The sequence below is a fragment of the Peteryoungia aggregata LMG 23059 genome (assembly GCF_030814435.1).
Lineage (GTDB): Bacteria > Pseudomonadota > Alphaproteobacteria > Rhizobiales > Rhizobiaceae > Allorhizobium > Allorhizobium aggregatum.
Map to the genome: position 1 here is coordinate 433781 of NZ_JAUSUW010000002.1, position 13973 is coordinate 447753.

Here is a 13973-nt window from a genome sequence, read left to right on the forward strand (position 1 = left end):
CCGGTAACGCCTGACCTGAGACGGATATCGACCGGGCCCACGGCGACCCGGCTTCCGGCATCAGGCTGCGCTCGCGTCGTCGACCGGGCGTTCCGGCTTGAGGAGCAGTCTCAGGACGTCGCGTTGCGGCATCGGCCTGCCGAAAAGATAGCCCTGGATCAACTGCGGAGCGAGCGGGGCCAGCGTCGACATCTCCGCCTCGGTTTCGACCCCCTCCAGCACGCATTTGAGATCAAGGTTGCGGCATAGCGTGATGATGCCGGCCACGATCTCGCGCGAGGTGGCGCTGTCGGTCACCTTGCGCACGAAGCTCTTGTCGATCTTCACCTTGTCGAGCGGCAATTGGTCGATGTATTCGAAACTGGAATAGCCCGAGCCGAAATCGTCGAGCGCGATCTTGAAGCCCGCAGCAGAGAGATCTTCCAGGAGAACGCGCGAGGCAGCAATATCCTTCATCACCGCCGTTTCGGTGATCTCGAACTCGATGCGAGCTGGATCGATGGCACGCCCATGCACCTGCGCCACAAGGGAGAAGACGAAGGCCCGGTCGGCGAGATCCTGGGCCGAGAGATTGAAGGAGACGGTGATGTCGTCCGGCCAGAGATCCAGCGCATCGAGGGCCTTGCCGAAGAGGACCCGGGTCACCTGCTGAATGAGGCCGGCACGCTCTGCCGCACGGATGAAGCGGTCGGGGCGAACCGGGCCGAGCACGGGGCTCTGCCAGCGGGCAAGCGCCTCGAAGCTGACGACCCGGCCTGCGGCCACATCGTGCTGCGGCTGGAACAGTAGATGAAACTCCTCTTCCATCCGCGCCTCGCGAAGCGCGCGCTCGAGGGCCAGGCTTTCGCGCATCTCCTTGTCCTGATTGACGGTGAAGATCACGGAGTGATGGCGGGCGAACTGCTTCCCGTGATAGAGCGAGAAATCCGCCTTCTCGTAGATCTGGCGAGCGGTTGTGCCCATGGTCGGGAAGTGAGCAAAGCCGATGGTACCGCTGATGGAGAGTTGCAGGGGCTGGAGATCGTACTCCCGGCTGATGTCGTCGATGAGACTGTTGCCGAAAGCCTCGACTTCAGCGCCGCTCGGTCCCCCCTCAATGACAATGGCGAATTCATCGCCACCGATACGACCAAAATCGATTCCTTCCTTGTGGCGGAGCTTCAGCCTCTCGACGACCTCGCAGAGAACATGGTCACCGACGGCATGGCCATAGATATCATTGATCGACTTGAAGCCGTCGAGATCCAGGATTCCGACCCAGAACGGCTTCTGCTCCTCGACCAACCCCTCGATGCGAGAAAAGATCGAGCGCCGGTTGGCGATACCCGTCAGACTGTCGCGGGACGCAAGTTGGTCCGCCAAAAGGCGCGCATCAATCTGGCGAAGGATTGCCTTGCGCAGCAGGCTCGCCATGCCGAATGACGCGAAGGACGTTGCCAGACCGATAAAGACGAACTGACTGGCGACCTCAGGAGAGGCCTGACCGGAAAACCAGAAGAGGCTGCCGATCGAAAGGGCAACGCTTGTGAGCGTCGTTCTCAGCGTCACGCCCGTGGTCGAAAACACCACCGCCATCAGCACGAAGTAGATCAGCTTCTGCTCCTCGAAGTTCAGGAGCATGTAGGCCACGACATTGGAATACATCAGCAGGTTAGTGACGAAGCCGACGATCTCCAGCCTCTGCAAGGAGGTCCGCTTCGCCGGCAGGAGACCCCAGCGAAAGACCGTGTAGGAAACCGCCGTCAGCAGGCTTATCCCGCCAAGGATCAGCAGGTTGGTCCCGCTCTCGTCGCGCCAATGGAGCCATGTCACAAGGAAATAATAGGCTGCCCCTGGCAGCAGAAAGCCCCGGACGATCGGTCGATAGGCTTCCGCCATGGCCCGACGGCGGGTCGCACTCGTCCAGACCCGGTAGTTCCGCACAATAGCTCTTCCCATGGTGGAGAAGGACCACCAGCGGGCATTTTCATGCGTTTCGGCGGTCAGTCGCTGATGACCGTCCGCCGCGTGTTGCGACAAATCCATGCCCGGCATCCCCAAAGCGCTCAGGGCAGCCTACGGCAGAACCATTTAGAATAGCTGAATATGTAGATTGTAATGCAACGCATACGATTTCAGCACGAGAGCGTAGCCATCGTACAGGACAGCGTCAGAAGCGGATGCAAAGAGGGCCGGTCACCCGGCCCTTGATGAGAAAACTGCAGTTCAGGCCGAAACGAGGTCCTCGGGGACGAACTCATAGCTGGACGAGCAGAATTCGCAGGTGACAGTCACCTTTCCGTCCTCGGTACTCGCCTCAATCTCCTCGGCCGTGAAGCCTTGAAGAACACCCTTCAGACGGTCGCGCGAGCAGCTGCAGCGGTCATGCACCGCCTGCGGCTCATAGGCACGCACGCCCCGCTCGTGGAACAGGCGGAAGAGCAGCCGTTCGATTCCGATCTGGGGATCGGTCAGCTCGTCGGCATCGATGGTGTCAACCAGCATCCGGGCCTCATCCCAGGCGTCGTCGCCATGCAGGTCCGGATCACGGTCGTCGCCGTCTCCACCATGCAGATCCGGCTGGCGCATGCGCTCGGGCGCTTCCGGCAGGAACTGGGCGATCAGCCCCCCTGCACGCCAGGTGCGCCGTGGCTTGCCATCAGCATCGCGGTCGAAGAGCTCGGCCGCACCAAGACGAACCCTGGTCGGGATCTGCTCCGATTGGCGGAAATAAACGCCGGCTATATCCTCAAGCGAGGTTCCGTCGAGCGGCACGATGCCCTGGTATGGCTGCATGTAGGAGCCCTGGTCGATGGTGAAGGCGAGAACGCCTTCACCAAGCAGCTCCTCCGGCGAGGCTCGTCCCTCTGCTACGGCATCTGCCACGGCCTGTTCGTCGAAACGGGCATAGGCGCGCACGCTTTCGGGCGAGTTGAAATCTGCGACCAGCAGATCAACCGGGCCGTTGCCCTTGGTCTGGACCGTGAACTTGCCCTCGAACTTCAGCGACGTGCCGATCAGGACAGTGAGGACGATCGCTTCGGCGAGAAGCCGTGCGACCGGAGCCGGATAATTGTGACGATCGAGAATGGTGTTGACCAGCGGCCCAAGCTGCACGGCACGACCGCGCACGTCGAGGCCGTCCACCTGGAAGGGAACCACACGATCGTCACCGGCGAAACCGAATTCGCCGAGTTCTGCTTGTCTCATCGACATGAATGTACTCCCGGCACACGAGGCGCCAAACACAGGGCCGGAGCGGCCCGATCAGAAAGGGCACAGATGGGATCACCTGCGCCAAACGTCAAGTCGGCCGACAGGCGCGCGAAATCCGGCCTCAGATTGCCCCAAGGCACCAGGCAAGGATCGACTTCTGCGCATGCAGCCGGTTCTCGGCCTCGTCGAAGACTACCGACTGCGCACCGTCGATCACTTCGTCGGTAACCTCCTCGCCGCGATGGGCCGGCAGGCAGTGGAGGAAGAGCGCCTCGTCGCTTGCCTTCTTCATCAGCTCCGCGTTCACCTGGAAGGGCTGGAAGACATTGTGGCCACGGGCCTTGTGCTCCTGGTTCATCGACACCCAGGTGTCGGTAATCACGGCGTCGGCGCCCGCCACTGCGCGCTCGGCATCGTGGCAGAGCATGATCTCGCCGCCATTGTTTCGGGCCCAGTTGAGGATCTTGTCATCCGGCTCGGAACCGAGTGGCACAGCCATGTTCATCCGGTAGCCGAAACGGGCAGCGCCCTGAACCAAGGAATGCAGGACATTGTTGCCGTCACCGGTCCAGGCCAGCGTCTTGCCCGCAACAGGGCCGCGATGTTCCTCGATCGTCATGATGTCGGCCATGATCTGGCAGGGATGGGTCAGATCCGTCAGCGCGTTGATAACCGGCACAGTCGCGTGCTCCGCCAATTCCAGCAGGCGTGCATGATCGGTGGTCCGGATCATGATCGCGTCGACATAGCGCGACAGAACCTTGGCGGTATCACCAATTGTCTCGGCGCGGCCAAGCTGCATCTCGGTGCCGGACAGAAAGAGCGTCTCGCCACCCAGCTGGCGCATGCCGACGTCGAAGGAAACGCGGGTGCGGGTGGAGGGCTTCTCGAAGATCATCGCGAGCATCTTGCCGGCGAGCGGCTTGTCGGCGGTGCCAGCCTTTGTCGCCTGCTTGCGGGTCTTCGCGTCTTCGAGAATGCCGCGCAGGTCCTCCGCCGTGACAGCGGAGAGATCGAGAAAATGCTTCGGAGATGCCATGAATGGGTCCTGTCTTATGCAGAGGCTGCGACTGCGGCCTTGGCGCGGATATGCTCCGCAGCGTGTTCGATACGGGCGAGACCGTCACGGGCTTCCTCTGCCGTCACCGTGAGAGGCGGCAGGAGACGAATGACGTTATCGCCGGCGGGAACGCCGAGCAGATGCTCGTCGCGCATCGCCATCAGAAGTTCCGTATTTGCAACCTTGGCCTTGATGCCGAGCATGAGACCTTCACCGCGCACGTCCTCGATCACATCGGGGAAGCGATCCTTGAGCGATGCGAGCCCCTGGCGGAAAACCAGTGCGGTATCGCGCACATTCTCGAGGAAGCCTTCGGCAAGCACGACGTCGAGCACGGCGTTGCCGACCGCCATACCAAGCGGATTGCCGCCATAGGTGGAGCCATGCGTGCCGGCCTTCATGCCGTAGGCAGCTTCTTCGGTTGCAAGGCAAGCGCCGAGTGGGAAACCGCCACCGATGCCCTTGGCGACAGCCATGATGTCAGGCGTGATGCCCGCCCATTCATGGGCGAAGAGCTTGCCGGTACGGCCGACGCCGCATTGAACCTCGTCCAGGATCAGCAGCAGGTCATGCTCGTCACACAGCGCCCTTATCGCCCTCAGCATTTCCACCGGGATCGGACGAATGCCGCCCTCGCCCTGGACCGGCTCCACCAGGATCGCAGCCGTGGCCTCGGTGATCGCTGCCTTCACGGCATCGAGGTCACCGAACGGAACCTGGTCAAAACCGGGCGCCTTGGGGCCGAAGCCTTCGAGATACTTCTCCTGGCCGCCTGCGGCGATCGTTGCGATGGTGCGGCCGTGGAAGGCGCCTTCCATCGTGATGATATGAAACTTCTCCGGATGCCCCTTGGCGAAGTGATAGCGGCGCGCCGTCTTGATTGCACATTCAAGCGCTTCGGCACCGGAATTGGTAAAGAATACCCGATCGGCGAACGTGATCTCCGTGAGGCGCTTGCCGAGCGTTTCCTGCCCCGGCACCTCGTAGAGGTTGGACAGATGCCAAACCTTGTCGGCCTGATCCTTAAGGGCGCCCACGACATGCGGATGACCATGGCCAACCGAGGTGACCGCAACGCCGGCCGCGAAATCGAGATAACGCTCGCCGCTCTCGGTCACCAGCCAGACACCCTCGCCTCGCTCGAAACGCAGCGGCGCCCGATTGTAGGTCTGGTAGAGCGGCGTAGCTTCGGCCATGGCGTTCACGATCCTTCTCAACGATCCGTCTCAAGCGACGGCGAGGCCCTCACGAGGCCTGAAAAATTAAAAATGCCGCCTCGCGGCGGCGGTGGCACTATCTGCATTTCACCCTGCAATGTCAACGAATTCTGCAGGAATGGCAGGAGCAAGCGGGGATTTGATCGGCACGCGCAGGCGGCGTGCGGATCCAAATTCCACCTGTTGCATACTTGACTCACTCGGGAAGCAAGTTGGGGAAAACCGCGAAATCGATTCCAGATGATTCCTGCGACTCTTGTCACGGAGTCAGCCGACCTCTAGGTTAAATTTCATTAATAGATTGCATGCGGCGGAAGTGCTCACCGACAGTATCGAGGCGGTTTTGTTTCGGATTCGTTCGAAGCAACGGTGACGGATTCTGCCATCACAGACGCGAGCGGCGGAGAGAATTGGCATGACGACTATGCAATGGACTGATGATCGGGTCGAGAGACTGAAGCGGCTGTGGGCTGAAGGCCTCAGCGCGAGCCAGATTGCAGCACAACTCGGTGGCGTAAGCCGCAATGCGGTTATCGGCAAGGTTCATCGTCTGAACCTGCCGGGTCGCGCCAAGGCTGGCGGCAGCTCGTCTGCGGCACGCCCGGCAAAGCGCCCGGCCCAGACGCAGCGTCCGGCGGCCTTCCAAACCCGTCCTGCGGCAGCTACGACCACGCGAACCGTGACCCGTGCAGCCGGCGCGACGATGTTGAAGGAAGAGGTCGAAGTCGAGGCCTATGAGGAAGTCGAAGTTCGCCGCCCGCTGAACGTGGTCGTGCCGATCTCGCGTCGACTGGCCCTCACCGAGCTTACCGAACGCACCTGCAAGTGGCCGATCGGCGATCCGATGAAGGACGACTTCCATTTCTGCGGCTGCGAAATCGCCGACAGCGCGCCCTACTGCACATATCACGCGAAGCTCGCCTATCAGCCGGTGAGCGAGCGCCGCAAGGCAGCCCGCTGATCGCAGCGACATCAAATGCTGAACGGGTCCTTCGGGGCCCGTTTTCGTTTCGCCTCCGAGACATGAAAATGCGGCGCAGCGGATGATCCGCGCGACGCCTTTCAATGCTCAAGCTCATTCTGTGCTCAACGGACACGGTCTAAAGGCCTTTTGCCTTTGCCGAGAATGCGAGCCCCGTTGGGTCGAGCCTTCATTTCTCGTATTCGAGTTGAAGTGCAACGATTTCCCTTGTTCGTTTCCCATAACGCTTCTCGATCTCGTCAAGCGTCTGGTCAAACTGACCCAAAGCCGGTGCCTTTGATATGGTAAGGTCTGCCTCGGCGGCGGGAGTACGGTCCGGGATGAGATGAAGACCGTGATGCGTGCGAACCGACGCGGCAAATGAGGTCGCGACGACCTTCGAACGATAGGTTCTCGACCAAGCGTCCGCCACAAGCGCAAGTGCGACCTCGTTAATACCCGGAAAGACCGGAACTTCGATCGTTTGATGCCGCCAGAAAGTCAGATAGTTCCATATGATCAAGCCGATCTTGCCACTTGTCAGGTGGAACGAGGCGCTTTCGTGGTCGGGGCTCCATGGCAGCCGTCCGGGTGCCGTTATGCCGAAATGAGCTGCGGTCTCACTCGCCGTCCGCTCACCGGCGATGCCTTCGACAAGTGCGAGGCTAGCCGGCATGGAGGCCGTAACGCCGGTCGTCGTCATGACGTTCCGATCGACCACATATCGCCTGTTTTCTACCCAGATTGCTTTTGGATATCGCGCTTCGATCTTGTCCATCGCATACCAGTGCGTGGTGGCCTGTCTTCCATCGAGAATGCCGGCCTTCGCGGCGACCCAGGCGCCTTCACATATCGCCATGATGAAGGCGCCATTTCGGTATTGCCGGGAAACCCATGCGACAATCGCTTCATTCTCGCTGTCATGCAGAGCTGGGATGACGACGATGTCGGCTCCCTCCTTGTAGCCCCTGTCGAAATCCACGATCGTCATGTCGGCCTCGATGGAGAGCGCCGGCATCAATGTCACGGGACCAGGCTTGCTCGAAACGATGATGACGTCGGCCACATTTGCTTGCTTCAAGACACCATAGGGCACGATGAGATCAGTCGTTTCCGTACCAGCATTGTCAGCCACGATTGCCACGAGAGGGCGCGCCCGCCCGGCCTTGGGACGGGGCACTTCCACTTCGGAAACCTGGGGCGCGGATTGTGACGACAATGTCGGTTCCGCCAAAACGAAACTCGATGCGAGCGTCAGAAGGATAAGGCCAAGTCTGGTCACAGTCATCTCCGGATTGGTTTCCGGACGCAGATTACCGGTGTGCAGGACTGGCCAAAATGTCAAACATATCGCAGTTTCAGCCAATGATGATGAATGTCACTTCACTCCGAAAGATTGTGTTTGTTGGCTATGATGGTGTCCAAGCCCTGGACGTCGTAGGCCCGATGGAGGCCTTTGCGATTGCCAACCAGCATCTGACGGATACTGGGCAATCCTACGAAATCATCCTCGCGTCTCCCTCGGGCGGATCGATATCCTGCTCTGGCCTGGGTGGCCTCAGCCTTGGGGGTGCGATTGCCTTGCGGGATCTACCTTCCGACCTGGATACGATCATCGTTCCCGGGGGTAGCGAAGACGCGCTTCGCGCTCTGATATTCACTTCGGAACTGCTACCCTGGCTGTCCACCCGGATCTCGGGAACCCGTCGTCTGGCCAGCGTCTGTACCGGAGCCTTCGTATTGGCCGCCGGCGGCTATCTCAACGGCAAGAGGGCGACCACTCATTGGGCTTCGGTTGCCCTGCTTGGAGAACTCTGCCCCCAGGCTATCATCGAACCAGATGCAATCTTCGTCGCAGATCCGCCCGTTTTCACATCTGCAGGCATCACTGCAGGCATCGATCTGTCACTGGCGATGATAGAAGCCGATTTCGGCCACAAAGTTGCTCTGGCTGTGGCCCGTCAGATGGTTCTTTTCATGCGGCGCCCGGGAGGTCAGTCGCAGTTCAGCAGCAGCCTTGCCATCCAAAGCGACGTGGCGCCGCGGTTGCGATCCCTCCTCCACGACATCATCGGGAATCCGGTTGGCGACTTATCGGGGGCGGCGCTCGCGGCGCGATGCGGAATGAGCGAACGCAGCTTTTCGCGCGCTTTCCGCAAGCAGACGGGATCCACACCTGCGCAGTTCGTCGAAACCATCCGGATCGATCGAGCCAAGCTGCTGCTGGAAAGCTCGGAGTGGCCGCTTGCAAGAATTGCAGAACGATCCGGTTTCGGTAGCCTGGATACGCTTCACAGGGTTTTCCAGAAGCGGTTGAGTATCACGCCCGCTTTTTATCGAGAGCGTTTCGCAAAGCGCTGATCAAATCGCACCGTACCCGCAAACCTCTACTGTCTCTGTCGGTTGGCCGCCTCTGGACACAGACCCTACTGGGCGAGTCAGGCTTCCATGGAATATCCCGCGCCGCGAACGGTGCGGATGACATCCTGCATGTTGGAGAAGTTCAGCGCCTTGCGCAGACGACCGACATGCACATCGACAGTACGCTCGTCGACATAGATGTCATGGCCCCAGACACCGTCGAGAAGCTGCGAACGAGAGTAGACGCGCCCGGGGGACGCCATCAGGAACTCCAGCAGGCGGAACTCGGTGGGTCCGAGACGGACTTCGCGGCTCTTGCGATGCACGCGATGGGTCTCGCGATCGAGTTCGATATCGCCGCAGCGGAGCACGCTTGAGAGAACCTCGGGCTTGGCACGACGGAGCATCGCCTTGACGCGGGCCATCAGTTCCGGCGTCGAGAACGGCTTCACGACATAGTCGTCAGCGCCGGTTGCCAGGCCGCGAACGCGCTCGCTCTCTTCGCCGCGCGCCGTCAGCATGATGATCGGCAAGCGTTCTGTCTCGGGACGAACCCGCAGGCGACGGCAGAGCTCGATGCCAGACACACCAGGCAGCATCCAATCGAGGATCAGAAGGTCCGGAACGCGCTCCTGCAGGCGTATCTCGGCCTCGTCACCCCGAAGGATGGTCTCGACCTCATAACCCTCGGCTTCGAGATTGTAACGGAGGAGGACCGACAGGGCCTCCTCGTCTTCAACTACGGCAATCTTCGGCTGCATCGATCACTACCCTCGCTGGCCAAGATCACTCGGTGATCGCGCCGACGGAAGAGGTCAGATCTTCCTTGGGGCGTTCGCCTTCCGGCTGGGCACCTGTCGTCATATAGTAGATGGTTTCCGCGATGTTGGTCGCATGATCGCCTATGCGCTCGATATTCTTGGCGCAGAACAGCAGATGCGTGCAGCTCGTGATGTTGCGCGGATCTTCCATCATGTAGGTGAGGAGTTCGCGAAACAGCGAGGTGTAGATCGCGTCGATTTCCTCGTCGCGGTCACGGATGGACTTCGCCTTTTCGGCCGAGCGGGTCGTGTAGACGTCGAGCACTTCCTTGAGCTGGGCCAGCGCCAGATCCGAAAGATGCTCCAGGCCACGGGCGAGCTTGCGCGGAACGCCGGTCGCCTGGATCGCGACGACGCGCTTGGAATTGCTCTTGCCGAGGTCGCCAACGCGCTCAAGGTCGGCGGCGATGCGAAGTGCGCCGATGATTTCGCGCAGGTCGGAGGCGACCGGCTGACGCTTGGCGATGGTGACCACCGCCTTGTCGCCGATCTCGCGCTCCATGGCGTCCATGAGGACGTCATCGGAGATCACCTTCTGGGCAAGCGCCGCATCGGAATTGACCAGCGCGCGCACGCTTTCGGCGACCATCTGTTCTGCCAGACCGCCCATTTCGGAGATGCGGCGCATCAGGAACTTCAGTTCCTCGTCGAAGGCCGAGTAGATGTGAGAGGAGCCCATTTGAAACGTCCTTGAAATTGAGTTCAACCGTGGGTGACGTCGAGGCTCAGCCGAAGCGGCCCATGATGTAATCCTGGGTGCGCTGGTCATCCGGATTGGTGAACATCTTGTCGGTGTCGTTCTCCTCGACCAGTTCGCCGAGGTGGAACATCGCGGTGCGCTGGGAAACGCGCGCGGCCTGCTGCATCGAGTGCGTCACGATGACGATCGTGAAGTTTTCGCGCAGTTCGTGGATCAGTTCCTCGACCTTGGCGGTCGCGATCGGGTCGAGCGCCGAGCAGGGCTCGTCCATCAGGATGACTTCGGGGCTGACGGCAACGGCGCGGGCGATGCACAGACGCTGCTGCTGACCACCGGAGAGGCCCGTACCGGCCGAGTCCAAGCGATCCTTGACCTCGTTCCAGAGACCGGCCTTCTGCAGTGCGGTCGCGACGATTTCGTCCAGGTCGGACTTGTTGCGGGCGAGGCCGTGGATGCGGGGACCGTAAGCGACGTTCTCGTAGATCGACTTCGGGAACGGGTTCGGCTTCTGGAAGACCATGCCGACCTTGGCGCGCAGCTGCACAGGATCGACCTTGGCGTCGTAGATGTTTTCGGCATCGATCATGATGTTGCCTTCGACGCGGCAGCTCGCAATCGTGTCGTTCATGCGATTGATGCAGCGCAGGAAGGTCGACTTGCCACATCCCGACGGGCCGATGAAGGCCGTTACGGAACGGGGGCGGATGTCGATGTTGACATCCTTGAGGGCGTGCTTGTCACCGTAGAAGACCTGCACATTGCGGGCGGTGATCTTGGTTTCAGTCATAGGTGGCGCTTTCGTCGTGGTCATCTTAGTCGCGAGATTGTTCATCATGATACAGCTCCTTACCAGCGACGCTCGAAACGGCGACGAAGAATGATTGCGATCAGGTTCATCAGGATCAGGAACACCAGGAGGACGATGATGGCACCGGAGGCACGCTCCACGAAGGCCGGGTCACCACGCTGCGTCCAGTTGTAGACCTGGACCGGCAGAGCAGAAGCCGGCTCGAAGAAGCCGTCCGGCGGACCTGCCGGGTATTCACGTACGAAGGCGACCATGCCGATCAGCAGCAGAGGTGCCGTTTCACCGAGCGCGCGGGCAAGACCGATGATCGCACCCGTCAGGATGCCCGGCATGGCGAGCGGCAGGACGTGATGGAAGATCGACTGCATCTTGGAGGCGCCGACGCCGAGGGCCGCATCGCGGATCGACGGAGGCACGGCCTTGAGTGCCGAGCGGGTGGCGATGATGATCGTGGGCAGGGTCATCAGCGTCAGGACGAGACCGCCAACGATCGGCGCCGACTGCGGCAGACCGACAAAGTTGATCAGGACAGCAAGGCCGAGGATACCGAAGACGATCGAGGGAACGGCCGCGAGATTGGCGATGTTGACCTCGATCAGGTCGGTAAACCAGTTCTGCGGGGCAAACTCCTCGAGATAGATCGAGGTGGCGACACCGAGCGGCAACGCCAGCACCAGGACGATCAGCATCATGTAGGCAGAACCGATGACCGCAATGCCGAGGCCGGCCGCCTCCGGACGCGTGTCGGATGCGTCGGGCGCGGTGAAGAAGCCCCAATTGAACTTCGTCACCAGAATGCCGGCTTCCTTCAGCTTGTCTGCGAGGACGAGCTGTTCCGGCGAGACATTGCGATCGAGAGCAGCGCTCTCCATCGTCACGCGACCCTTGTAGTAGCCGTCGATACGGCCACCGGCGAGGAAGTCGAAGGGGAAACTCTGGCCGATGACAGAGGGATCGGCGAGGACGAAGCGGCGAAGATCGGCGGCCGCTTCCTTCGAAATGAGCTCTGCTGCAGCCTTGGGCGTCAGACCTTCGGCAACAAGTCCCTTGTCTTCAAGTGCCTTGGCGACGGCCTGCTCGATGAGCGGCGCATAGCCAAAGGTACTGACCTTGGCAATGTCAGCTGGATCGCGGTTGCCAGCCTTATCGAGCCTCGCCGGGTCCATGTAGACGTCAAGCGTGATAAAGGTCTGCTGGAACGACGACAAACCGTTCGACATGATGGAGAGCAGCAGTCCGATGAGGGCCACGATCCCGAAGGTGACGGCGGCCTTGCCCCACATGCGGAAGCGGACTTCTTCCTTGTTGCGACGTCGCGTACGATCATCGACCGTCAGAATGGATTTCTTTTCCGTAGGCATGGGGGCGCCGATGGCGGTGATGTCGGTCATTCGTACTGCTCCCGGTACTTGCGGACAATGTAGAGGGCCACGACGTTGAGGCCGAGCGTGATGACGAAGAGGGTCAGGCCGAGGGCGAAGGCGACCAGGGTCTCGGGGCTGGCGAATTCGGTGTCCCCGGTCAGCTGACTGACGATCTTGACCGTCACCGTGGTCATGGCCTCGAAGGGATTGATATCGAGTTTGGCAGAGGCGCCGGCGCCGAGAACCACGATCATGGTCTCACCGATGGCACGGCTTGCGGCCAGCAGGATAGCGCCGACAATACCCGGAAGGGCTGCTGGCAGCACGACTTGCTTGATGGTTTCCGACTGCGTGGAACCCAGCGCATAGGAGCCATCGCGCAGCGCCTGCGGCACGGCGTTGATGATGTCGTCCGACAGCGACGAGACGAAGGGGATGATCATCACACCCATCACCAGACCTGCGGTCAGGACGGATGAAGACGAGGTGCCGAGGCCGAGCGGCTCTGCGAAGTAGTCACGCAGGAACGGACCGACGGTGACCAGAGCGAACAGACCGTAGACGATGGTCGGGATGCCCGCCAGGACCTCGATCGCCGGCTTGACGATGCTGCGGGTCTTCGGGCCGGCATATTCCGACAGATAGACCGCGATCATCAGGCCGATCGGGACAGCCACGATCAACGAGATGATCGAGACGTAGAACGTGCCCCAGAGCAGCGGCAGAATGCCGAGTTCGGAGCCACCACGGAACTGTGGGTTCCAGACGGTCGAGAAGAAGAACTCGCTCGCCGGATACATGGTGAAGAAGACATAGGTCTCGAAGACAAGCGATCCGACGATGCCGACCGTGGTCAGAATGGCGACCAGCGAAGAGAGCATGAGTACCGTCTTGACGAAGCTTTCGCTCAGATTGCGCGCGCGCAGTTCTGGGTTGACGCGAACATAGGCCAGCGGCAATGCGGCAAAGGCAAGCGCCAGCACGGCAATCGTCATCAGCAGATGGCCAAAGTCCGACTGGCTGCGATAGGCCTTGGCGGCTTCGAAAACTTCGACGGGAACCTCCGCACCGAGGGCCACGCCGACCTCGGCGAGCCGGTCACGGACATTGCCTGCATCGAGCGCTTCGACGTCGACATCGGCACCGGCCTCAGCTGCCCGCGCTTCTATGGCACTGAGACCGTCGGCAATGCGGCGAACATCCGCCATAACGAGGCTTTGGGCGCCACCGTCAGGCACGACGCTGTCAGGAATGGTCGCACTGATGCGGCTTTCGACGATGGCCGGCTGAATGAAAAGCCAGGCCATGAGCAGCAGCAGCGCCGGGACGGCAGTGACCAGAGCCACCACCTGGCCGTAGTAGCCGGGCAGCGAATGAAGCTTCGTGCCGCGCGCGGCCGAAACCGAAAGAGCCTGCCGTCGGCCGAGAACGAAGCCGAGTGCCGCAAGCACTAGAATACAGAGGACGATGATGCTCGCGTTCATGT

General features: G+C 61.0%; 12 protein-coding genes. 2 read left to right on the forward strand and 10 right to left on the reverse strand.

The window, feature by feature from the left end; genetic code table 11:
• Positions 1-60: 60 nt before the first annotated feature.
• The 4 genes from J2045_RS04925 to J2045_RS04940 all read right to left on the reverse strand — a co-directional run bounded on the left by J2045_RS04925 (position 61) and on the right by J2045_RS04940 (position 5451).
• Positions 61-2025 (reverse strand): putative bifunctional diguanylate cyclase/phosphodiesterase, encoded by a 1965-nt coding sequence (locus J2045_RS04925; RefSeq protein WP_307370003.1) that lies wholly within the window; start codon positions 2023-2025, stop codon positions 61-63.
• A 180-nt stretch (positions 2026-2205) separates the two neighbouring features.
• Positions 2206-3195 (reverse strand): Hsp33 family molecular chaperone, encoded by a 990-nt coding sequence (locus J2045_RS04930; protein ID WP_307370006.1) that lies wholly within the window; start codon positions 3193-3195, stop codon positions 2206-2208.
• A gap of 121 nt (positions 3196-3316) precedes the next feature.
• A complete protein-coding gene (gene argF, locus J2045_RS04935; RefSeq protein WP_307370008.1) occupies positions 3317-4234 on the reverse strand; it encodes an ornithine carbamoyltransferase in 918 nt (305 codons plus the stop codon).
• A gap of 14 nt (positions 4235-4248) precedes the next feature.
• Positions 4249-5451, reverse strand: coding sequence for an aspartate aminotransferase family protein (locus tag J2045_RS04940; RefSeq protein WP_307370009.1), 1203 nt, complete (start codon positions 5449-5451; stop codon positions 4249-4251).
• A 445-nt stretch (positions 5452-5896) separates the two neighbouring features.
• Here J2045_RS04940 and J2045_RS04945 point away from each other — a divergent pair, with 445 nt between their 5' ends.
• A complete protein-coding gene (locus tag J2045_RS04945) occupies positions 5897-6433 on the forward strand; it encodes a GcrA family cell cycle regulator (RefSeq protein ID WP_307370106.1) in 537 nt (178 codons plus the stop codon).
• A gap of 190 nt (positions 6434-6623) precedes the next feature.
• On the opposite strand, the gene J2045_RS04950 is transcribed toward J2045_RS04945, so the two are convergent.
• Positions 6624-7715, reverse strand: coding sequence for a DJ-1/PfpI family protein (locus tag J2045_RS04950; RefSeq protein WP_307370011.1), 1092 nt, complete (start codon positions 7713-7715; stop codon positions 6624-6626).
• An 83-nt stretch (positions 7716-7798) separates the two neighbouring features.
• Here J2045_RS04950 and J2045_RS04955 point away from each other — a divergent pair, with 83 nt between their 5' ends.
• A complete protein-coding gene (locus tag J2045_RS04955) occupies positions 7799-8794 on the forward strand; it encodes a GlxA family transcriptional regulator (protein WP_307370013.1) in 996 nt (331 codons plus the stop codon).
• A gap of 77 nt (positions 8795-8871) precedes the next feature.
• Here J2045_RS04955 and phoB read toward each other — a convergent pair whose 3' ends face one another.
• Genes phoB through pstC form a run of 5 tightly spaced genes read right to left on the reverse strand, consistent with a single transcriptional unit; the run spans position 8872 to position 13971 of the window.
• On the reverse strand, positions 8872-9555 hold the full coding sequence (gene phoB, locus J2045_RS04960; RefSeq protein WP_076391845.1) for a phosphate regulon transcriptional regulator PhoB: 684 nt from the start codon (positions 9553-9555) through the stop codon (positions 8872-8874).
• 25 nt (positions 9556-9580) lie between these two features.
• The gene (gene phoU, locus J2045_RS04965; RefSeq protein WP_166601742.1) at positions 9581-10294 is read right to left on the reverse strand and encodes a phosphate signaling complex protein PhoU; all 714 of its coding nucleotides are present in this window, start codon (positions 10292-10294) and stop codon (positions 9581-9583) included.
• A 46-nt stretch (positions 10295-10340) separates the two neighbouring features.
• The gene (pstB, locus tag J2045_RS04970) at positions 10341-11126 is read right to left on the reverse strand and encodes a phosphate ABC transporter ATP-binding protein PstB (RefSeq protein WP_245407916.1); all 786 of its coding nucleotides are present in this window, start codon (positions 11124-11126) and stop codon (positions 10341-10343) included.
• 35 nt (positions 11127-11161) lie between these two features.
• Positions 11162-12514, reverse strand: coding sequence for a phosphate ABC transporter permease PstA (gene pstA / locus J2045_RS04975; protein ID WP_370872988.1), 1353 nt, complete (start codon positions 12512-12514; stop codon positions 11162-11164).
• Positions 12511-13971, reverse strand: a complete 1461-nt coding sequence (gene pstC, locus J2045_RS04980) for a phosphate ABC transporter permease subunit PstC (RefSeq protein ID WP_307370017.1) — start codon at positions 13969-13971, stop codon at positions 12511-12513. The genes pstA and pstC overlap by 4 nt, the downstream gene beginning before the upstream one ends.
• Between the last annotated feature and the right edge of the window lie 2 nt (positions 13972-13973).